Here is a 21948-nt window from a genome sequence, read left to right on the forward strand (position 1 = left end):
AGATTTTAAAAACAATGAAAAAAGTAATATTTACGGAACAGGCCCCTGCTCCAATTGGTCCTTACAATCAAGCTATACTTAAAGGCGATACTCTTTACACCTCTGGACAAATTGCCATTAACCCATCAACGGGTGCACTTGTAATTGACACTATCGAAAATGAAACCGAACAAGTGATGCAAAATATGAAAGCTGTTTTAGAAGCGGCAGGAATGACTTTTGAAAACGTGCTAAAAACAAGTATATTCATTTCGAACATGAATGATTTTGCTGCGATTAATCAAGTTTATGGTTCTTATTTTAACGAAAAAACCGCTCCAGCTCGTGAAACGGTTCAAGTGGCATGTCTGCCAAAAAATGTAAATGTAGAAATCTCTATGATTGCAATGCTATAGCATTTAAAAGCAATTGTGCGGTTGCGGCATTAGTAGCTAAAGGTACATTGTGTACATCACAAACTCGAATTAGCATGTTGATATCTGCTTCATGTGGGTGGCTAGATAATGGATCTTTAAAAAAAAGGACCATTTTCGTTTTCCCTTCACCCACTCTACCCGCAATTTGAGCATCACCTCCTAAAGGTCCAGATAGCATTCTGCGAACTTTAAAACCTTCGGCTTCTGCTTTACCACCGGTAGTTCCTGTAGCAATCAAACTAATATTTTGAGAAGTAAGCAATACTTTATTTTTGATTAAAAATTCAACTAATTCCTGCTTTTTGCCATCATGCGCAATTATAGCTATTTCCATAATTAATTATTAGCTACATGATAAGCAATTAAACCATCAATTGGTCTACGTAGCACGTTACCTAATTTTAATTCATATTTATCAAAAACTACTTGTAATTCATCTTTTAAATAAAAAGCAATTGATCCAACAAAATGCACAGGTACTTCTTGATGATTCTCATATTGTTTGATATAATTTTTCACAAAAGATTTCATCCCTTTGTAAATAATTTTTTTACAAAATTCACTTTCTTTATGTTTGATTAAAAACTTTGCAAATGTTGCCAAATATGCATTTGGATTAGGTTCTTTATATAATTTATTTTTGATAAAATCAGGATCAACATTATAGTCTTTCTCAAACTCTACAGCTAATTCTTTTGGCATTTTATTGAAATAATACTTTCTGATTAATTCTTTACCAAACACATTACCACTACAATCATCCATAATAATGTAACCCAATGATTGCACTTTTTGGTGTAATTTTTTACCATCAAAAAAACTACAATTTGATCCCGTTCCTAGGATGCTCACGATAGCTTCTTCCCCTTTTGGAGTAGTAGCATACACTGCTGCATAAGTATCTTCTTGAACACTTACAATCGCATTTGGAAAATATTCTTGAAAGGCTTGTGTTAGTAATTGAATCATTCTTGCTGTACCACATCCCGCTCCATAAAAGAACAAATGAGTGGCTGCATTTTTATTCTGCAAAATATCAAAACGATCGTTTAATCGATCTACTATTTCTTTCTCATTTAAAATTTCAGGATTTAATCCTAAAGTTTGTGTGGTAAAAAGCACTTTACCTTTATCATCAATCGCAATCCAATCTGCTTTTGTAGAACCACTGTCAACAATTAATTTCATACAGTTTTTTGTTTTTAAATTTATAATAGATACAAAACACACTAGGAAAATGTACTAGTGTGTTTTGTAAAAATAGAAAAACTTTCGAAAATTTGAGATTTTCGAAAGTTTAATTTTATTTTTTTTTATTTTAAACCTGAAATATGAACAGATAAATCAATCAATTTGCTTGAATAACCATATTCGTTATCATACCAAGAAACTAATTTAAAGAAGGTTGAATTTAATCCGATTCCAGCATTTGCATCAATGATAGAAGTTCTTTTATCAGAAATGAAATCTTGAGAAACTACTGCATCTTCAGTAAAACCTAAAACACCTTTCATTGTTGTTTCAGAAGCAGTTTTTAAAGCAGCCATAATTTCCTCGTATGAAGTTTCCTTAGCAACTTTTACAGTTAAATCTACTACGGATACATCGGCAGTTGGAACACGGAAAGCCATACCTGTTAATTTCCCATTCAATGCAGGTATTACTTTTCCAACCGCTTTTGCAGCACCAGTTGAAGAAGGGATGATATTGATTGCAGCAGCACGACCGCCTCTCCAATCTTTTCTTGATGGCCCGTCAGCAGTCATTTGTGTGGATGTAGTAGCGTGTACCGTAGTCATTAAAGCTTCCACAATTCCGAAATTATCATTGATAACTTTTGCTAAAGGTGCTAAACAGTTAGTAGTACAAGATGCGTTAGAAACAATTACATCAGACGCTTTAGCTTCTGTATGATTTACTCCCATTACAAACATAGGTGCATCAGCAGATGGAGCAGAAATGATTACTTTCTTAGCGCCACCTTTAATATGTTCATTAGCAGTTTCTAAAGTGGTAAAAATACCTGTACATTCAGCAACTACATCAACATCAACTTCATTCCATTTTAAATCTGCTGGATTTCTTTCTGCGGTTATACGAATATTTCTACCGTTAACGAATAATTTTCCTTCTTTTACTTCAACAGTTCCATCAAAACGGCCGTGAACTGAATCATATTTAAGTAAATAAGCTAAATGATCTACATCTAATAAGTCATTGATTGCAACAACTTCAACATTATCTCTATTGAAAGATTCTCTAAATACAATTCTTCCAATTCTACCAAAACCGTTTATTCCTAATTTTACTTTTGACATGTTTACTAAATTTAAATTAATTTTTTTTTCTTTAGGTTATATTTTTTTTTAAATGGACATTATATCAGAAACACGAAGTAATTCCTTGTTGATTTCAGTATGTCCCTTGATCGCTTGTTCAAGTGGTGTAAGCTCAATCTTATCATTTAGCAATCCCACCATTAAGTTGGATTTACCTTCTAGTATAGATTCAACAGCTTTTACCCCTAATCTACTAGCTAATACTCTATCAAAACATGAGGGCGCTCCTCCTCGTTGCATGTGTCCTAAAACCGATACACGCACATCGTATTCTGGAAAATTAGATTCAACATAATCTTTCAATTCAAAAACATTTTTACCTGTTTTATCCCCTTCAGCGATTACAACGATACTAGAAGTTTTACCGGTTGTTTTACTTTTTTTCAATGATTCTAAGAGACGCTCTAAACCTAAATCTTCTTCAGGAATCAAAATCTCTTCAGCGCCTGCACCTATGCCCGCATTTAAAGCGATATGTCCGGCATCCCTTCCCATTACTTCAACTAAAAATAATCGATTGTGGGAGCTTGCAGTATCTCTAATTTTATCAATTACTTCTACAACAGTATTTAAAGCCGTATCATATCCTAGTGTATGACTTGTACCATAAATATCATTATCAATAGTCCCTGGAATTCCAATCACAGGAAAATCATATTCGGTGTTAAATATCAAACCTCCAGTAAAAGATCCGTCGCCACCAATGACGATAAGTGCATCTATACCTTCTTTTACTAAATTTTCGTGAGCTAGTTTACGCCCTTCAGGCGTTCTAAATTCTTGAGATCTAGCTGATTTTAAAAATGTTCCCCCTTTGTTAATGATATTATTAACACTTCGAGGTCCCAATTCTTTAAAGTCGCCTTCAATCATTCCTTGATATCCTCTATAAATTCCAACACACCCTATATTGTGATAGGCACAGGTTCGAACTACAGAACGAATTGCAGCATTCATACCAGGCGAATCTCCTCCGGATGTTAGTACTCCTATTTTTTTAATTGTTTTTGACATTTTCTAAATATTTATATGTAAATTTAAGGAACATTGATAACTTTTAATAATTTCTTATAATATTTTTAATATTTTCCCTTAAATTCAAACGTTTTCGTTGATAAGTTTTCATTTTTCAATAAATAAATGCATATATTTTAAAAATACAGCAGTTATTTGTTATATTTTTATATAATTACTAATTTTTACTTTTGCTTTCCTTTCATTTTTCTTTAAGAAATGTTCACCGAAGTGTAGCCATGCAGCAATTAAAAAACCCGCTAGATTTGAACTAACGGGTTGATAATGTGATGCTATTTCAGAAGCTATTCTTCTTCCGGAACTATACCTTCTTGATTGTTTTTTGGTTTTTCTTTAGGTGGCTTTTTTGATTTATTAAAATTGATGTAATCAGGGGGCAAGGCTGAATCATGAATGACTTCTGATGAATTTGAGGAAACTACTAGTTTGTGACGTTTGAAAATTTGCGCAACAAATTCCTTAAAAGTATCAAAATCTAGGTCGTAAGAAATACCTACTCCTTGCGTATATCCAATTCCTTGACCGATATAATTAATATCATTTTCTTTATTAAACAATCTCAAATTGAAATTTCCTGTTTCATTCACTCGATACAAGATTTCTACGTCTCCGACAATAGCAGATTCATTCACTCCGCCGAAAGGTACCCCTACTTTTCCATTAAATGTAATGCGTTCATTTAACTTAGAGGATACAGTTGCAACGAATCGCCCATCTGTTTCACGTCCTACCCTTCTATCGGCAGTGATGACGTTTACACCTACTTTAAATTTATCATCTTTTGATTGAATTAAATCTCCCAAAAGTCCTGAAGCCGTCTCAAATAAACTTGAAGAAAAATCAGATTGACTAATCCCTTCGGTGCTTAAAAAACTACCTGATGATAGTAAATATAAGGCCTGTGTATAACGAGTATCTTTGTCGTTTAGTTTGTATTGAATCTCTGATTCTAAAACAGAACTAACCGTGGGAAACAAAATAGTAAAATCAGGTTCGGGTCGCGCTAAATCTCCTCTTATTCCCACGACTACTTCCACCGGTACTTTTGAATTCAATGAAGAATTCTCTAATAAAACGGATGGATTTGCAGAAGTTTTATAAACAGCTTCTAAATTCAATTGCGCTTTCATCGGATTGCCTTCCCAAATGATAGAGCCTCCTTTTTTAACGGCAAATTTTTTATCGATAAGCCCTCCATATTTAAAGTTGTAAGTTCCTTCATAAGCCTGAAAATCTCCCCACATATTAAATTTTCCTAAGGTATTAATTTTGAACAAAAGCGACCCATACCCCTTCCCTTTCATTCCGTGGCCGGTGTTTCTATCAAGTATGACTTCTACTTCTGCATCGGGATTAATATCAAAATCAAACTCTAATTCTAAGCCGTTATAATCTTTGATTTTTTCAACAATACCAAATTTATTGTTGCTTTTTTCTTTAGCTGTAATAAAATGTATAAACCCATTTTCACTTACGCTTTCAGCATTATTAATGGGGATTTTTACCGAAGTGCCTTTTTCAGATTTAGCAACAACCTTAATAAATAAAGCATCAACAGGGCCTTTCACTTGAGCAGATCCATCTATAAAAGCTGTCCCAAAATAGGCTGCATCATCGCTATCTTTGGTATCTAATGCCAAAAATCGCTTAGAATCAATCTTTAAATCTAATTTCCAATCTGAAAATTGGTTGTGCTCTACAATCCCATTCAATAGTCCTGTAGTTTTATATTTTGTATCGAAAATAGCATTATTTCTGAATAAAAATTTCTCATTAGAAAGATCCACAATCGTCTTGTCATTTAACTCATAATCGACATTTAAATAAGGAATGTTGATCCCCGCACCTTCTAGATATAAACGTCCATTTATGTCAGGTTTTGAAGTAGTACCTTGCACTTTTGTATTACCAGAAACTAATCCCCTGATATTACTTAAGACATCACCAGCTACCGGTGTTAAGAACGCTAAATTGAATTTATCAAGTTTAATATCTAAATCTAGTACCGTCTCATTATTGACAATCTCAAAATTACCCGAAGTACTAAACGATTCAAAATTGTCATTTTCAAGATGCGATTGTAACTCAAATTTTTTAAAACTTTGATCTCCTTTTATGTCTAAAGAGAGGTTACCAAAAAAAACATTATTTACTCTTAATCGATCAACAAAAACTGCAGCTGTAGGTTTGTAAACCAATCCCTCTTGCTCAAAATTAACTTGACCACTTATATTTCCATTAAACTCAAACTTTTTATTAACAGGTGTGATTTTCTTTAAATCAACATTTTTAAAATTAAGATGTAAATCTTTATACGTTGTGCCCTTTATTAAACCACTTAAATCGATTTCCTGACTTTCATGTGTTAGGACAATATCATTTATGGCAAAATTTTGAAGTTTTTTGTCAAAAATTATTTGATTGTTTTGAGTATCATTTGCATTGATATTCCAAGTATACTCTTTAAATTTTAATTCTGATTTTGAAAATCCCAAAACATTATTATTGTTTTTATCAATAGTATGAAACAAATTCAAATTATAAATATCTTCACCATTATTTCCGCCTTTAAATTCCGTTCTGATTTTTAAAGAATCTTTCATGGTTACATTAATCAAACTAAAATCTCTGATTTTATAAAATCCTGTTTTAATACTATCTAATTCAATATAGGCATTGTAAAGCGGATTATTATTATCTACCGCAACTCTAATATTGTCCAAAGTAGTTCCAGAGGCTTGAATCGTATTTGATAAAAAATTCATTTTAAAAGCATTTTTATCAGCATCGATATTTCCTTTAATTTTCAAACCCTCCTTCATACTTATCGCCGGAAAAACGGCTTCTACAATTTTATCGTGAATGGTCAAATCAAATTTCAAATATTGTCCTTTATCCACTTTTATCGGCTTATAATTACCATAGAGACTACCTAATGAATTCTGAACAAGGGCATATAGCTGATTGAACTTATATTTACCCACCACTTGTCCTTCCCCTACATCTGTTGAAGCAAGCGTTATCGTTCTGACTTTGGCTTCATCGAATTCTGAAGACAACTGTATGTCATCAAAGGAATAGCTATTTTTGGTGTTTTGATAATTGACATTGCTAACCAATACGTTCCCGTAAATGTTATCAATTGAATTGCCAACAGCTTCCACTTTAATTTGTCCCTTGAAGTTAGAAATTTTTTCGCTGTCGAAATGAAGCTGATGTAAATGGGCTTTTTCTATATCAATATCAAAATCATACCGATTTTGCGTCCCACTTAAATCTACAATTCCTTCAAAATTCATTTCTAAATTTGGATCATTTACTGCCAATTTTCCTTTATAGAAAGGCATTTTAAAGAGTCCATCCAAACTTATATTCTGAAAAGTGTAATTGTTATAATTAAAACTAGAGACCGAACCAGAAACATTTGTATGTAAGCTTTTATTAGTGAAACCTACACCATCCACTTGTATGTTTGCATCTGTTTTTCCTATTGTTTTTTGGTCCAAAAGCACTCCTAAATCAAATCCACTAAGCGTAATGTTTCCTTTGTATTTCGCTTTTTGCGATTGGTTCATATTTAAAATAACAATGTCTGAAGCAACATCGCCAATATCAGTTTTCATTTTAAAAGTGGCTGAAATATTTTGCCTAGTCAGTTCTGTTGAGCCCAAAAATGCAACATTCCCCAATTTTTTTAATTCTAAAGGAAGAGTTTTACCTAAAACGTTTGGTAAAATTGTAACTAAATTATCATAGCTAGTCAGTAAGGATTGAAATTCTCCCTTCATAAAAAATTGCTGACCAGGTGATGGAAAAAGATTTCTAAAATTTAAAGTTCCCTTTATTTTTGATCCTTTATCATCATAAAGAAGCAGATTAGTGAGCTTCAAATTATTCAATGTTCCATTAATTCTTGATTTGGCAACAAAATTTAAATTACGACCTAATTCATTGTAAAAAAAGCGAATATCGTTAGATGCAACTTTTGCTGATCGCAAAGTAATATCAAAATGTACTTTATTATTAAAATCTGAAAAATCTTCAATTTTATAGTGAAGCGCTACATCACCTCTAAGTATGGATTCCTTGGTAGCAAGATCTAAATTTCGAATTTGTATCTGTTTTTTGTTGTAACTGAATTTACCACTTAACTTCTTCACAAAAACACCTCTATGATCCTTAAACGTTAATTGATTGATATTGGTTTGAACTTCAGGTCCTAAAATTTTAAAATCACTAATCTGCGCATATAGCTTCGTAAAATCGACATCTTTAGGAATCGCTCTATTTTCATCTGTCAAGATAAAATGCCCATTAGAAATGAAAGCTTCTCTTGCGGTCATCAAAAATGGTTTTGTAGCGGGTTTGCCCGTTTCGAAAGCCTCAATAAAGACATCTAGATTCGTGTTTTTTTCTTTTTTATAGGTCTTTAAATTAAATAAAACCCCCTCCAATCGAATGGAGTTAAAAACCAAATCACCCTCAATAATTTTTTTAATACCAATAATATCGGTCTTAATTCGATTTGCGAAGATTAATGTATCTTTGTGATGATCCGTGATTAGCACTTTCTTTAATTTTACACCTCCAAAAACAGAAATTGCTACTTCATCCACTACTATAGAAGTGCCATAGGAAGTGTTAATTTCAGTCATCAATTCCTTTGCTATTCTGGTTTGTACAACAGGAAATGAAAGCAAAAGTCCGAGTACTAAAATCAGAAGTAATAAAGCTAAAAGAAAGCGAAAAAGTATTTTTTTTATTTTTTTGATAATCTGAAAATTAAAATTACTTGATGGAACAAACACTGATTAATTATAGAAATCCAAAGACTTCAACGGACTTTTCATAAAAATTAGCTAATTTTGACCAAGCTGTAAAATTAAACCTTTTTGCATGCATTTATCAAATAAATTTCAAAATTAGTCTACTTTTTATGCAAAATAAAAATGTCTATATCCTTGCTATAGAAAGCTCTTGTGATGACACGGCCGCTGCAGTGCTTATTAATAACAAAGTCATTTCAAATGTTGTTGCCAATCAACTCATTCATAATCAATATGGAGGTGTTGTACCCGAATTGGCTTCTAGGGCACATCAACAAAATATCGTTCCCGTTGTAGACGCGGCTTTAAAAAAAGCAGGAATTACTAAGCAACAGCTCTCTGCTATAGCCTTCACTCAAGGTCCAGGATTAATGGGGTCTTTACTAGTGGGAAGTTCTTTTGCAAAATCGATGGCTGCTGCTCTTCAAATTCCATTAATTGCAGTAAATCATATGCATGCTCATATCTTGGCACACTTTATTGAAGAAGAAGGATTTGAGCAACCTGAATTTCCTTTTTTAGCGCTAACTATCAGTGGAGGTCACACCCAAATTGTTCGTGTAGACGGCTTTTTTGACATGACGATTATTGGAGAAACTACAGATGATGCCGTAGGAGAAGCATTTGATAAAAGCGCCAAAATTCTAGGATTGCCTTATCCAGGAGGACCTTTAGTAGATAAATTAGCTCAAACAGGAAATCCTAAAGCTTTTTCATTTACAAAGCCTAAAGTACCTGGATTAGACTTCAGTTTTTCGGGATTGAAAACGGCCATTCTTTATTTTGTTCAAAAAAATGTAAAAGAGAACAGTAACTTCATTGAGGAAAATAAAAATGATATTTGTGCTTCCATTCAAGATACTATTATCAGCATTTTGATGGATAAAATGAAACTTGCGGTGCAAGAAACAGGTATAAAACAAATAGCAATTGGTGGAGGCGTATCTGCTAATTCAGGCATAAGATCCACTTTAAAAAGTGCAGAAACTAAGTATGGATGGAAAACATTTATTCCAAAATTTGAATACACCACAGATAATGCTGCCATGATTGGAATAGTAGGTTATCAAAAATATTTATCAAACCATTTTGAAACAGCCTCGGTAGTATCAAAAGCTAGAATTACTTTTTAAGATGCAATTATTTTACAATTCAACTATTGAAATCACTTCCACTTCATTTATTTTTGATAAAGAAGAGAGCAAACACATTATTAAAGTATTGCGTAAAAAAGATGGTGACATTCTGCATGTTACCAATGGTTTAGGATTTTTATTTACTACAAAAATTACTTTAGCTTCTGATACTAAATGTACTGTTGAAATTATCTCTTTTGAAGAAAAAAAACCTTCACCACACCCCTTACATTTAGCAGTTGCCCCTACTAAAATGAATGATCGCTATGAATGGTTTTTGGAAAAAGCAACCGAAATTGGAATCCAAGAAATCACGCCAATAATTTGTGATCGATCAGAAAGAAAAGTAATCAATAAAGAACGATTTGAAAGAATAATTTTGACTGCGATGAAACAATGTAATCAATTTTATTTACCCAAACTTAACGATGCTGTTTCTTATAAAGAATTCATAAAGCAACATCAAGAAGGCGCTTTATTTATTGCTCATTGTGAAGAAACGGATAAAAAAACATTGAAGGATTCTTTAGAAATCAACACTAAAACAACAATCCTAATTGGTCCGGAAGGCGATTTTTCTGAAAATGAAATTCAGTTGGCAATTTCTAATAAGTATAGCCCTGTAAGTTTGGGCAACACGAGGCTTCGAACAGAAACGGCTGCCGTTGTAGCCTGCCATAGTGTAATGTTACTAAATGAATAAATGTAAAGCAAATTCCAAAATTTTGATAAATGATTAGATTTTTTTTATTCTTGCTGTTTTTTGTTTCTTTCGGAAATTATGCTCAAGAAATCGCGTTATTGAAATACAATGGGGGTGGCGATTGGTATGCGAATCCGACCTCACTGCCAAATTTAATTCGTTTTTGTAATACTACGATTGCTACTAAAATTAAAGCAAAGCCCTCCACAGTAACCCCTGATAGTCCAGATTTATTTTCATATCCTTACATACACGCCACTGGGCATGGAAATATTGTTTTTAATGCATCTGAAATTGAAAATATGCGAAAATATTTGGAGTCAGGTGGCTTCCTTCATATAGACGACAATTACGGCATGGATCAATACATTAGAAAAGAAATTAAGAAACTTTTTCCAAATCAGAATTTAATAGAAATTCCATCAAGCCATAGTATATTTCAAAAACCTTTTGCTTTTGCGAATGGCTTACCCAAAATTCATGAACATGATGGTAAAAGACCACAAGCTTTTGGAATTTTTATCAATAATAGATTAACCCTTCTATACACGTATGAATGTGACTTGGGTGATGGTTGGGAAGATGAAGAAGTTCACAATGATCCTTCGGAAGTACATCAAAAAGCCCTAAAAATGGGTGCTAACATCATTCATTACGCATTTAATAATTAAAACCCCTTTTCATGCAATTAACCCATGAATCTTTTCCCTTTACAAGCAAAGGATTTCCAATATATTTAATATGTGACGCTATTCACTTTCAGCCGAATATTGGATCTTTATTTAGAATAAGTGAAGCTTTTGGTGTAGAGAAAATAATATTCATAGGTATTGAAAACCAAATGAATCCTAGAAAAATCAATAAAACATCAAGAAATACTCACCTTCATGTTTCTTATGAATTGAACGACTCAAAAGAAGCTGTTTTAGCATTTTTAAAAGATAATCAATTTGAAATCATCGCTTTAGAAATTACATCAACAAGCAAGTCGCTTCATCAATGCATACTCCCTAAAAACAAAAAAATAGCTTTAGTAATTGGAAATGAAATAGACGGAATTTCTCCATTATTTTTGAAGCATAGCAATCAAACACTGCATATTGACATGTTTGGAAAAAACAGCAGCATGAATGTAGTTCAAGCTACTGGGATCGCACTTTATGAAATTACAAATCAAATTGATTCTATTTAATGGTGATACAAATAACTAATAATTAAATACTTACATGTAAAATTAACATTTCAAAATTGGATTCTAAAAATAAATGTTATAAAATTGTTAATTAATACAACTAACTGTTTTACAAAATTTTAAAACCAAAAATCATGAAAAAATTTTTAGTAATCCCTCTTTTTATACTAGCACTTTTCTCCTGTCAAAATGAAGAAACAATAAATTCAAATACTGAAAGTCAAACTCTCAAAAGAAGAATTTGTGCTTCACAAGAAGTGCTTCAAGCACAGTTAGCTGCTGATCCTACCTTAGCAATGCGGATGAATCAAATTGAAGAATTTACCCAAAAAGTAAAATTAACTCAAAAGTTAGTCAATGGAAAAGTTGTTATCCCAGTTGTAGTTAATGTTCTATATCGGACGGCTACAGAAAATATTTCAGACACTCAAATTCAATCACAAATTGATGTTTTAAATCAAGATTTTACTGCTACAAATTCTGATTTTTCAAGCACTCCTTCATTATTTACTGATGTTGCCGCTACTATTGGTATTACTTTTGAACTGGTCAAAATTAATCGTAAAGCTACGACCAAATCTTCTTGGGGTACTAAAGACGCTATGAAAAAAAACAATCAGGGTGGAATTGCTCCAACCTCTCCTAGTACAACTTTAAATATCTGGGCTTGTACTATTGGTGGAGGAATTTTAGGTTATGCTCAATTTCCTGGAGGTGCGGCAGCCACTGACGGAGTGGTTATTGATTCAAAATATTTTGGGGTAAGTAGTAATTCTGGAATAAGTTACCCTTATAATTTGGGAAGAACAGCTACCCATGAAGTTGGACATTGGATGAACCTTAGACATATTTGGGGAGATACTAACTGTGGGAGTGATCTGGTAACAGATACTCCAACGCATAATGAAGCGAATTTTGGAGTGCCTATTTATCCTCATTTAAGTACCTGTGCAGGAACACCTGTAGAGATGACGATGAACTACATGGATTATACAGACGATAGAGGGATGTATATGTTTACCAATGGACAAAAAGCAAGAATTAACGCTATTTTTGTAAGCGGCGGTGCAAGATCAAGTTTTGGAATTTAACCAACATACAATTAATTTATAAAGAGAACTCGCTAGCCTTAGCGAGTTTTTTTTTATAATTTTACCAAAAACAAAAAAAATATGATTACCTCAAAAATAATTGGAAATGGAATTATAAGAGCACTGCTAATTGTGCTCCTCTCTGTGGCAGGGGTATATTTTTTATATCAAATTCAATCTGTTTTAATCTACCTTATTGTATCCTTATTGCTGACTTTGATTGGAAATCCTTTTTTGGATTTTTTCAAAAAAAAATTAAAATTCTCCCATACTTTTGCCACAATACTCACCCTATTTATTTTTGTTATTTTAATTTTTGGTGTGATTATACTTTTTGTCCCATTGATAACCTCCCAAAGTCAAAATCTCTCGCTATTAAACACTAAAGAAATTGAAAAAAATGCATTAGAAATTTTCAATCAAATCAATGTTTTTTTAGAAAGTCACCATATTAATTCAAGAAAATTTTTTAATAGTGCTTCTATAAGTTCAAAACTTAACTTTGGTATTATTCCAAATTTTTTAAACTCAATTTTAGGAACCATTAGTAGTTTCGGAATGGGATTGGCCTCAGTATTATTTATAACTTTTTTCTTTTTAAAAGACAGAGTACTATTTATCGTTGGTGCGAAAAAACTCATTCCTGATAGCCATGAAGAACAAATTTTAAATTCTTTATCGAAAATTAACCACTTACTCTCTCGCTATTTTATTGGATTATTACTGCAGCTATTCATCGTATTTATTCTTTATCTAGTTGTATTATTTATTTTTGGAATTCCAAATGCTATAATTATTGCTTTTTTATGTGCAGTTTTAAATGTCATTCCATATATAGGCCCACTTATAGCTTCGGTTTTGGCTGGTATTCTTACTTTACTAAGCCATTTAGGTGATGATTTTCAAACAGAATCATTACCTGCAACACTATATGTATTAATTGGTTTTTGGGTTGTTCAAATTATTGACAACAATCTTTCTCAGCCCATTATTTTCTCAAAAAGTGTCAGCTCTCATCCCTTAGAAATTTTTTTAGTAATTCTTATTGCTGGCTTTTTATTTGGCATACTTGGCATGGTGGTCGCTGTCCCTTTATATACCATTCTGAAAGTTATTGGCAAAGAGTTTTTCCCAGAAAACAAACTAATCCAACTGTTAACTAAAGATATTTAACCTTGAATTTTAAAATCCTAAATACAGCTATTCAAAATTTTATCGATATTCATCTCAATCATAAAACTGCTCAATTAGCTTTACAAAAGAATCCTTTTCCTGATGTCGCTTGGCTCGATGTTTTGGAACAAATTGAAAGTAAAAATAAAGCCCAAGAAAAGTTGCCCACATGGTTTTCATGTGCTAGTATTGTATATCCTTCAAAAATCTCAATTGAACAAACCTCCTCTGAAAGTACCGCTTTTTACAAATCAAAACTAGTATCTGGAGATGCATTGATAGATTTAACAGGCGGCTTTGGGGTGGATGATTATTACTTTTCAAAAAAGATTAAAAAAATTGTTCATTGCGAGATTAATAATTCTCTTTCTGAAATTACAGCCCATAATTTCAAACAATTGAATGCAATAAATATTGAATGTCATTCAGGCAACAGTACGGAAATTCTAATGCATTTGAATCAGAATTGGGATTGGATTTATATTGATCCCTCAAGAAGAAATGAAAGCAAAGGTAAAGTCTTTATGTTACAAGATTGTCTTCCTAACGTTCCAGAAAATTTAGACTTTTATTTTACAAAAACTAAATGTATTTTGATTAAAACAGCACCTTTACTTGATTTGACAGCAGGTTTATCAGAATTAAAAAATGTCAAAACAATTCATATAGTAGCCGTAAATAATGAGGTTAAAGAATTATTATGGGAACTTCACAAAGATTTTAACGAATCTGCTTCAATTATTGCTGTTAATATTTCAAAAGACAAAGAAGATGTTTTTATTTTACCAAAAACGGATGAAAATCCAACTTTTGGTATGCCTGAGGAATATTTGTATGAACCCAATAATGCTATCATGAAATCAGGAGGGTTTGATGCAGTTAGTGTTGTTTTTAAACTTAATAAATTACATGTAAATTCACACTTATATACTCATTCGCAACTCGTTGATTTCCCAGGCAGACGCTTTAGAATTATCAAAAAACTCAATTACAATAAATTAGAACTAAAAAAGGAATTAGTTTCACAAAAAGCAAACGTCACAGTTAGGAATTTTCCCGAAAGTGTGGACACTATCAGAAAAAAATGGAAAATAAAAGAAGGAGGTGATACCTATTGTTTTTTTACCACAGATCTAAATAATAATAAAATTGTATTAATTTGCACGAAAATATAAGTCATGATAAAATATCTTTTCGTTACCCTCTTTACAGTAATTAGTTTTACATTATCAGCTCAAAAAAATTGCGAGTACAGCACAAATGTTACCGATTCATTAGGTAGTTACAAAGTGACTAAAGAATATTTAATTAGTGAAAAAAACTTTGCCGGAACCGCTAGTTATATTTTTTTTTCATTGGCACTCACAGATGGAGTACCTACTTTGAATATACAATTAATTCAAAAGAGTAAAGCTTTCATGAAAGCCAACTGTTTTGACAAAAACTCTAAGCTATATTTACAATTAAATGATGGTAGTATCATTTCATTAATTCATAAAGATCAAGAAAACTGCGGCACATTATTAAGAGACGATAAAGGGTTTGATAACCGGGTTACCAGTGGAGAATTCTATTTTGTAAAAGATGGATTTGAAAAATTAAAAAATTCTCCCCTATCAATTATGAGAATAAAATACTTGACTGATATTGAGGATTATGTAGTAAAAAAAGAGTTCATTTCAGAATTAGATGGAAAAACTTACGAACCAGAAAGCTACTTCATTAAGCATATTTCTTGTATCGAAAATTAATTACATTTCCATTTTACATTAGCAACTTTATCACCTGTTGCAGCTACCAAGTTATAATGCCACCATTCAGAATCAATAGCTGTAAAACCATTCTTAAGCATTATTTTTCTTAACAAATTACGATTATCCATAATTTCTTTATTAGAAAAGGGATAATCGTGACTTGCTTCTTTTCCAAAAAAATCAAAAGGAGTTCCCATATCAACTTCCTTTCCGTCAATTGTAACAAGAGTTATATCTACTGCTCCTCCTCTGTTATGAATAGACCCTTTAGCAGGATTGGCTACATATTTCGGATCTGAAACAATAGTCCACATCTTTTTTTGTACATCTAAAGGTCGGTAACAATCATACAATTTAATTCTATACCCTTTTTTAAGAAATTTATTATTGGCTTTTAGTAATGCTTTTACTGTTTTGAATCGTAAAAAACATTCTGCACAATCATATACATTTGATTTCAAAAAATTATCCGTTGTGGCATATTTCATATCATATATAAAATCGGCACTAAAATCTTTCAAATTCACAAAGGTAGAATCTGTATAATCAATAGAATTTTTGTAGTTACTTGATGCATTATTTGACTGAGCCAACAATGAAACAGAAAGAAACAAAAGAGAAATACTTAATAAAAAAGCTAAGCGCATAAATTATTTTTTTTTATAAATGTAAATAATTAAAACAAAAAAAAGGCTTATAAACAAAAAAACGATACTAAAAATAGTATCGTTTCTTGTGAACGCAGAAGGATTCGAACCTTCGACCGCCTGCTTAGAAGGCAGGTGCTCTATCCAGCTGAGCTATGCGTCCATTGTTGTCGGGGTGGCAGGATTCGAACCTGCGACCTCCTGCTCCCAAAGCAGGCGCGATAACCGGGCTACGCTACACCCCGTGGTGCAAAAATTGCGGAGAGACAGGGACTCGAACCCTGGCGACGGTTACCCGTCGACAGATTAGCAATCTGCTCCATTACCGCTCTGGCACCTCTCCTTTAAAACAAATAAACTTGTTTCGTTTTGCGGTTGCAAATTTAAGACATGTTTACGTTTCTCACAACTATTTTTACTCTTTTTTTTAAATAAAAATGATTTTTTACACAAACCACTTAGCAATCAATTATATAGATTTCACAAATAATCATCAATGAAGCATTTTCGCATATTATTTAAAAATTACATAAAAAAATAACAAAAAAGTTTAAATTTGCTACATAAATCAATATATTTTATAATTTATGAACAAGAAAGTAGTTATTGTATCAGCAGTAAGAACTCCTATTGGTAGTTTTATGGGAGGTCTCTCTAGTATTACAGCTCCAAAGCTTGGGGCAATTGCAATTAAAGGAGCTCTTGAAAAAATAAATCTTGACGGAAAATTAGTCGACGAAGTATTTATGGGCAATGTTATTCAAGCTGGAGTTGGGCAAGCGCCTGCAAGACAAGCTGCTTTGTTTGCTGGACTTTCGAATGAAGTAGCATGTACTACAATTAATAAGGTCTGTGCCTCAGGGATGAAAGCTGTCATGTTAGCCGCTCAAGCTATTCAATGTGGAGATGCTTCTATTGTTGTTGCGGGTGGTATGGAAAACATGAGCTTAATTCCTCATTATATGCATCTTCGTTCAGGAGTAAAATTCGGGCCAACTACCATGGTGGATGGCATGCAAAAAGACGGACTTACAGATGCTTACGATAATACCGCTATGGGTGTAAGTGCAGATTTTTGTGCTCAAGAGTATTCTATTACTAGAGAGCAACAAGATGAATTTGCTGTAGCATCTTATTTGCGTTCAAAAAAAGCTTGGGATAGCGGGAAATTTGACGATGAGATTGTTCCTGTAGTTGTACCTCAAAGAAAAGGTGATCCAATTATCATTTCGAAAGACGAAGAATTTACTAATGTTGCTATCGATAAAATCCCAACTTTAAATCCTGTTTTTACAAAAGAAGGAACAGTAACTGCTGCTAATGCGTCTACTATAAATGATGGCGCTGCTGCCCTAGTCCTAATGAGTGAGGAAAAAGCAACTGAACTCGGATTACAGCCTCTTGCTTATATTAGAGGATATGCTGATGCAGCACAAGAACCAAAATGGTTTACCACTAGTCCTGCTAAAGCCTTGCCAAAAGCACTTGAAAAAAGTGGTCTTACAATTGATGAAGTCGATTTCTTTGAATTCAATGAGGCTTTTGCAGTAGTAGGATTAGCCAATTCAAGAATTTTGAATTTAGATGCCTCAAAAGTGAACGTAAATGGTGGCGCGGTATCACTTGGACATCCCCTTGGCTGTTCAGGAGCCAGGATTATAGTAACCTTACTCAATGTACTAGATCAAAATAGCAGTAAAATTGGTGCGGCAGCAATTTGTAATGGTGGTGGAGGCGCTTCAGCTATTGTAATTGAAAAAATATAACCTTGTGTAAACAATCCTCAAATTTAATTTAATGTACGGTATCTGTAATTTAGCTATAATTCCTCAACGATTTGAACCAAGCGATAAAAGTGAAATTGTTTCCCAAGTGCTCTTTGGAGAACATTTTGAGATTATTGACACTCATAATCAGTGGTCAAAAATACGTTCGCATTTCGACCAATACGAAGGGTGGGTTGACAGCAAACAATATCAATTAATTTCAGAAAGTCAATTTCATCAACTTTCAAAAGCAGTTTGCATCATGAATGCGGATTTAGTTGAAAATGTAGTCGACTCCAACAATTCTTTAATACCAATTCCTTTAGGAGCAAATCTCTCTTTTTTAAATTTTGATGACATTAACACTCAAAAATTTTGTTTTGAAGGCACGAAGATTAGCGGAATTAAAGAGAAGGAAGCTTTAATTAAAACTGCATACATGTATCTTAATGCTCCCTATTTATGGGGTGGAAAAACACCATTCGGAATAGATTGTTCTGGTTTCACTCAAATGGTGTATAAAATTAATGGTCATGCATTATTACGAGATGCCTCACAGCAAGCTTTACAGGGAACTACTCTAAGCTTCATTGAAGAAAGCGAACCTGGTGACTTGGCTTTTTTTGACAATGAAGAGGGCAAAATTACTCATGTGGGTATTATCATGGCAGACAATTATATCATTCATGCCTCTGGAAAAATAAGAATTGACCGTCTAGACCATCAAGGAATTTTTAACATGGAAACCAAAAAACACACGCATCAACTTAGAGTTATTAAAAAGATACTATAATTTTTTTTTAATACTAATACATAAAGCCATTTAAGTAATCTTTTGCTCCAATAACAGCAAAGTAAAATGGAAATACCATGATTATTCAAGGAAGGTTTCTTTAAAGTAGCAACTTTACTGAAACCTTCTTTTTTTTAAGCTATTTTTTGATAACTACTTCTGTCTTCCCTTCAACACCTCGACTACATCATTTAACTGAAAACCTTTGGCTTGCAATAAAATTAAGTAGTGAAAAAGTAAATCGGCGCTTTCGCTCAAGAACAACTCATCGTTATCATCTTTGGCTTCAATAACCACTTCAACTGCTTCCTCGCCTACTTTTTGAGCAATTTTGTTAATGCCTTTTTCAAATAAAGAAGCCACATAACTCTTTTCTGAATCCGAATTTTCGCGTCTTGATTTTATAGTAGCTTCAAGTTCTGAAATAAAGCCGTAATTATCTGAATTGGCTTCTTGCCAACAAGTATCAGCACCCGTATGACAAGTAGGCCCCACTGGTTTTGCTTGAATCAATAAGGTGTCGCCATCGCAATCATTTTTGATGGAAACCAATTCTAAAAAATTGCCACTTTCTTCTCCTTTGGTCCATAAACGTTGTTTCGAACGGCTAAAGAAAGTTACTTTTTGAGTCTCGATGGTTTTTTGAAGCGATTCTTCGTTCATATAGCCCAACATCAAAACATTTTTGGTTTCAGCATCTTGAATGATGGCTGGAATTAAACCGTGAGCACTTTTTATATCTACATTCATTTTTGTTAGTATTAAGTATTGAGAATTAAGTAGTAAGACTAAATTCTGACTTCTATAGTATTATTTTTGAGTTCTTTTTTTAAAGTTTTAATCTCTATTTCTTTGAAATGAAATACGCTAGCCGCCAAAGCCGCATCCGCTTTTCCATCTATAAAGGTATCCACAAAATGCTGAATATTTCCAGCGCCACCTGAGGCAATTATCGGAATATTGACCAATTGTGATAGCTGAGCTAAAGCTTCGTTGGCAAAACCATTTTTGGTACCATCGTGATTCATTGATGTGAACAATATCTCTCCTGCACCGCGTTGTTCTACTTCTTTCGCCCAATCAAACAATCGGATTTCCGTTGGTACCTTCCCTCCTACCAAATGCACCATCCATTCGCCTTCTATTTGTTTGGCATCGATGGCTACTACGACACATTGGCTGCCGAATTTCTGCGCCAAATCATTAATCAATTGCGGATTTTTTACTGCCGAAGAATTGATAGACACTTTATCAGCACCATTTTGCAGCAATACTTCCACATCTTCCACTGATGAAATTCCACCCCCCACAGTAAAGGGAATATTGATGGTAGCCGCCACTTTTCGCACCAAGTCAATCAAAGTGCTTCGTCGTTCCTCGGTAGCTGAAATGTCCAAAAACACCAATTCATCTGCCCCTTCATCGGAATAGATTTTGGCCAATTCTACTGGGTCACCAGCATCGCGCAAATCGACAAAATTCACCCCTTTTACGGTTCGTCCGTTTTTAATATCTAAGCAAGGTATTATTCTTTTTGTTAACATTATTTGAAGTTAGAAATTAGAAGTTAGAAATTAGAAGTTAGAAATTAGAAGTTAGAAATTAGAAGTTAGAAATTAGAAGTTAGAAATTAGAAATTAGAGGTTAGAAGTTCTTACGAGAGAAAATCATTTTAATTTATTTTTTGCTGTATTTATTGAAGCTACTATTATTGCGACCAATTCATTCGCTTCTTTACATAATCTTTTCATTTCATCTTTTACATTAACATCATCTAAATCATATAAATCTAGCAGAATTTCAAGAAAAAAATGGCTTTCATCAGCTTCCTCTTCTACTATTTTTAATTTATTTATAAAATCAGCTGTAGACTTACCTCTTTGAGAGGCTCTGTAGTTTGCTCCTACAGAACTTGAAGATCTTATTAACTGATTAACATATGCATTATATTCTCTGGAGTGAGGAAAATTTCTACATAATTTACCGCAATCAATTGCAAATTTTTTAGTCCTTGTTTTTAAATCTTGAACCATAATTTAAAGTTAGAAGTTAGAGGTTAGAAGTTAGAAGTTAGAGGTTAGAAGTTAGAAGTTAGAAACTAGAAATTAGAAGTTAGAAACAATAGGTTGAGGCTTATAGGTTAGAAATTAGAGGTTAGAAATACGAAGTTAATAATAAGAATAATTTTCTGTTACGGAATTTAAAAGTTCTTATTTCAAACTTTTTTTACTTCTACTCTCTAACTTCTAATTTCTAACTTTCATTCACTTCTACTCTCTAACTTCTTATTTCTAACTTTCCTCCACTTCTACCCTCTAACTTCGTATTTCTAACCTTGAATAATATAGTATTCAAGTTGTTTCAGCGTGATTCTCCCTTCATAAATCGCTTTTCCGATAATGGTTCCTTCACATCCAAGTTCGGCTAATTTAGGCAATTCATCAAAAGTAGAAATTCCTCCAGAAGCAATCAATTTTATCCCTTGGGCTTGTTCCAGTATTTTTTGGTACAAATCAAAACTCGGACCTTCTAGCATTCCATCTTTGGCAATGTCGGTACAAATCACGTACTGAATACCTTTGCTTTGATAATCTTGTATAAACGGAATCAAATCCTCATTCGAATCCTCTAACCAACCAGAAACAGCCACTTTTTCGTTATTGGCATCAGCTCCTAAAATAATTTTATCAGAACCGTATTCTGCAATCCATTTCTCAAAAATGGCTCGGTTTTTTACGGCTATACTTCCTCCAGTAATTTGGTTGGCACCACTTTCGAAAGCAATTTTTAAGTCGGCATCGGATTTCAAACCACCACCAAAATCAATTTTCAATTTAGTTTTAGTAGCTATTTGCTCCAAGATTTTATAGTTAACAATTTGACTTGACTTGGCTCCATCCAAATCCACTAAGTGCAAATACTCAATTCCGTGTGCCTCGAATGATTTAGCGACTTCCAGTGGATTTTCATTATAAATAATTTTGGTATCGTAGTCACCTTTGGACAAACGCACACATTTTCCTTCGATGATATCTATTGCGGGTATTATTCTCATTTTATTTTATTAAAAGATTTAA

The 21948-nt window shown here is 32.9% G+C and carries 21 protein-coding genes and 3 tRNA genes; 11 read left to right on the top strand and 13 right to left on the bottom strand.

The window, feature by feature from the left end:
• Positions 1-14: 14 nt before the first annotated feature.
• A complete protein-coding gene (locus ACSVH7_RS11505) occupies positions 15-395 on the top strand; it encodes a RidA family protein (protein ID WP_438066843.1) in 381 nt (126 codons plus the stop codon).
• Here the strand turns inward: ACSVH7_RS11505 and ACSVH7_RS11510 are convergent.
• From ACSVH7_RS11510 to ACSVH7_RS11530, 5 genes are all read right to left on the bottom strand, one after another.
• Positions 376-750, bottom strand: a complete 375-nt coding sequence (locus tag ACSVH7_RS11510) for a methylglyoxal synthase (RefSeq protein WP_438066844.1) — start codon at positions 748-750, stop codon at positions 376-378. The two genes, ACSVH7_RS11505 and ACSVH7_RS11510, sit on opposite strands and share 20 nt — an antisense overlap.
• Positions 751-752: 2 nt before the next feature.
• A complete protein-coding gene (locus ACSVH7_RS11515) occupies positions 753-1604 on the bottom strand; it encodes an N-acetylglucosamine kinase (RefSeq protein WP_438066845.1) in 852 nt (283 codons plus the stop codon).
• Between the two features lie 125 nt (positions 1605-1729).
• Positions 1730-2734: a type I glyceraldehyde-3-phosphate dehydrogenase gene (gap, locus tag ACSVH7_RS11520; protein WP_438066846.1), complete on the bottom strand. Its 1005-nt coding sequence runs from the start codon at positions 2732-2734 to the stop codon at positions 1730-1732.
• A 48-nt stretch (positions 2735-2782) separates the two neighbouring features.
• Positions 2783-3769, bottom strand: a complete 987-nt coding sequence (pfkA, locus tag ACSVH7_RS11525; protein ID WP_438066847.1) for a 6-phosphofructokinase — start codon at positions 3767-3769, stop codon at positions 2783-2785.
• Positions 3770-4074: 305 nt separating this feature from the next.
• On the bottom strand, positions 4075-8445 hold the full coding sequence (locus tag ACSVH7_RS11530; protein ID WP_438066848.1) for a translocation/assembly module TamB domain-containing protein: 4371 nt from the start codon (positions 8443-8445) through the stop codon (positions 4075-4077).
• A gap of 281 nt (positions 8446-8726) precedes the next feature.
• On the opposite strand from ACSVH7_RS11530, the gene tsaD reads away from it, so the two are divergent.
• The 8 genes from tsaD to ACSVH7_RS11570 all read left to right on the top strand — a co-directional run bounded on the left by tsaD (position 8727) and on the right by ACSVH7_RS11570 (position 15662).
• Entirely contained in the window at positions 8727-9749 is a 1023-nt protein-coding gene (gene tsaD, locus ACSVH7_RS11535) for a tRNA (adenosine(37)-N6)-threonylcarbamoyltransferase complex transferase subunit TsaD (RefSeq protein ID WP_438066849.1), read from the top strand.
• Between the two features lies 1 nt (position 9750).
• A complete protein-coding gene (locus ACSVH7_RS11540) occupies positions 9751-10455 on the top strand; it encodes a 16S rRNA (uracil(1498)-N(3))-methyltransferase (RefSeq protein ID WP_438066850.1) in 705 nt (234 codons plus the stop codon).
• Between the two features lie 29 nt (positions 10456-10484).
• Positions 10485-11126, top strand: coding sequence for a DUF4159 domain-containing protein (locus ACSVH7_RS11545; protein ID WP_438066851.1), 642 nt, complete (start codon positions 10485-10487; stop codon positions 11124-11126).
• Positions 11127-11137: 11 nt separating this feature from the next.
• A complete protein-coding gene (locus tag ACSVH7_RS11550) occupies positions 11138-11647 on the top strand; it encodes a TrmH family RNA methyltransferase (protein WP_438066852.1) in 510 nt (169 codons plus the stop codon).
• A 134-nt stretch (positions 11648-11781) separates the two neighbouring features.
• Entirely contained in the window at positions 11782-12738 is a 957-nt protein-coding gene (locus ACSVH7_RS11555) for a zinc metalloprotease (protein WP_438066853.1), read from the top strand.
• Positions 12739-12819: 81 nt separating this feature from the next.
• On the top strand, positions 12820-13911 hold the full coding sequence (locus tag ACSVH7_RS11560; protein WP_438066854.1) for an AI-2E family transporter: 1092 nt from the start codon (positions 12820-12822) through the stop codon (positions 13909-13911).
• A gap of 2 nt (positions 13912-13913) precedes the next feature.
• Positions 13914-15086, top strand: a complete 1173-nt coding sequence (locus ACSVH7_RS11565; protein ID WP_438066855.1) for a THUMP-like domain-containing protein — start codon at positions 13914-13916, stop codon at positions 15084-15086.
• 3 nt (positions 15087-15089) lie between these two features.
• Positions 15090-15662 carry a hypothetical protein gene (locus tag ACSVH7_RS11570; RefSeq protein ID WP_438066856.1) on the top strand — a complete coding sequence of 191 codons (573 nt, stop codon included), beginning with the start codon at positions 15090-15092 and terminating at the stop codon, positions 15660-15662.
• On the opposite strand, the gene ACSVH7_RS11575 is transcribed toward ACSVH7_RS11570, so the two are convergent.
• The 4 genes from ACSVH7_RS11575 to ACSVH7_RS11590 all read right to left on the bottom strand — a co-directional run bounded on the left by ACSVH7_RS11575 (position 15659) and on the right by ACSVH7_RS11590 (position 16655).
• Positions 15659-16312, bottom strand: coding sequence for a M15 family metallopeptidase (locus ACSVH7_RS11575; protein ID WP_438066857.1), 654 nt, complete (start codon positions 16310-16312; stop codon positions 15659-15661). The two genes, ACSVH7_RS11570 and ACSVH7_RS11575, sit on opposite strands and share 4 nt — an antisense overlap.
• Positions 16313-16401: 89 nt before the next feature.
• Positions 16402-16475: transfer RNA gene (locus ACSVH7_RS11580), tRNA-Arg, on the bottom strand.
• A 7-nt stretch (positions 16476-16482) separates the two neighbouring features.
• A tRNA-Pro gene (locus tag ACSVH7_RS11585) sits at positions 16483-16557 on the bottom strand.
• A 14-nt stretch (positions 16558-16571) separates the two neighbouring features.
• A tRNA-Ser gene (locus ACSVH7_RS11590) sits at positions 16572-16655 on the bottom strand.
• Between the two features lie 244 nt (positions 16656-16899).
• Between ACSVH7_RS11590 and ACSVH7_RS11595 the strand changes: the two genes are divergently transcribed.
• Together ACSVH7_RS11595 and ACSVH7_RS11600 are read left to right on the top strand one after the other, a co-directional pair.
• The gene (locus ACSVH7_RS11595; protein ID WP_438066858.1) at positions 16900-18078 is read left to right on the top strand and encodes an acetyl-CoA C-acyltransferase; all 1179 of its coding nucleotides are present in this window, start codon (positions 16900-16902) and stop codon (positions 18076-18078) included.
• Between the two features lie 31 nt (positions 18079-18109).
• The gene (locus ACSVH7_RS11600) at positions 18110-18871 is read left to right on the top strand and encodes an NlpC/P60 family protein (protein WP_438066859.1); all 762 of its coding nucleotides are present in this window, start codon (positions 18110-18112) and stop codon (positions 18869-18871) included.
• Positions 18872-19024: 153 nt separating this feature from the next.
• Here the strand turns inward: ACSVH7_RS11600 and hisIE are convergent, their stop codons facing one another.
• From hisIE to hisA, 4 genes are all read right to left on the bottom strand, one after another.
• Positions 19025-19621 (bottom strand): bifunctional phosphoribosyl-AMP cyclohydrolase/phosphoribosyl-ATP diphosphatase HisIE, encoded by a 597-nt coding sequence (gene hisIE, locus ACSVH7_RS11605; RefSeq protein ID WP_438066860.1) that lies wholly within the window; start codon positions 19619-19621, stop codon positions 19025-19027.
• Positions 19622-19659: 38 nt separating this feature from the next.
• On the bottom strand, positions 19660-20415 hold the full coding sequence (gene hisF, locus ACSVH7_RS11610; RefSeq protein ID WP_438066861.1) for an imidazole glycerol phosphate synthase subunit HisF: 756 nt from the start codon (positions 20413-20415) through the stop codon (positions 19660-19662).
• A 123-nt stretch (positions 20416-20538) separates the two neighbouring features.
• Positions 20539-20904 carry a four helix bundle protein gene (locus tag ACSVH7_RS11615; protein WP_438066862.1) on the bottom strand — a complete coding sequence of 122 codons (366 nt, stop codon included), beginning with the start codon at positions 20902-20904 and terminating at the stop codon, positions 20539-20541.
• 296 nt (positions 20905-21200) lie between these two features.
• Entirely contained in the window at positions 21201-21926 is a 726-nt protein-coding gene (gene hisA, locus ACSVH7_RS11620) for a 1-(5-phosphoribosyl)-5-[(5-phosphoribosylamino)methylideneamino]imidazole-4-carboxamide isomerase (RefSeq protein ID WP_438066863.1), read from the bottom strand.
• Between the last annotated feature and the right edge of the window lie 22 nt (positions 21927-21948).

The organism is Flavobacterium sp. TSSA_36 (genome assembly GCF_051547165.1).
Classification (GTDB): Bacteria; Bacteroidota; Bacteroidia; order Flavobacteriales; family Flavobacteriaceae; genus Flavobacterium.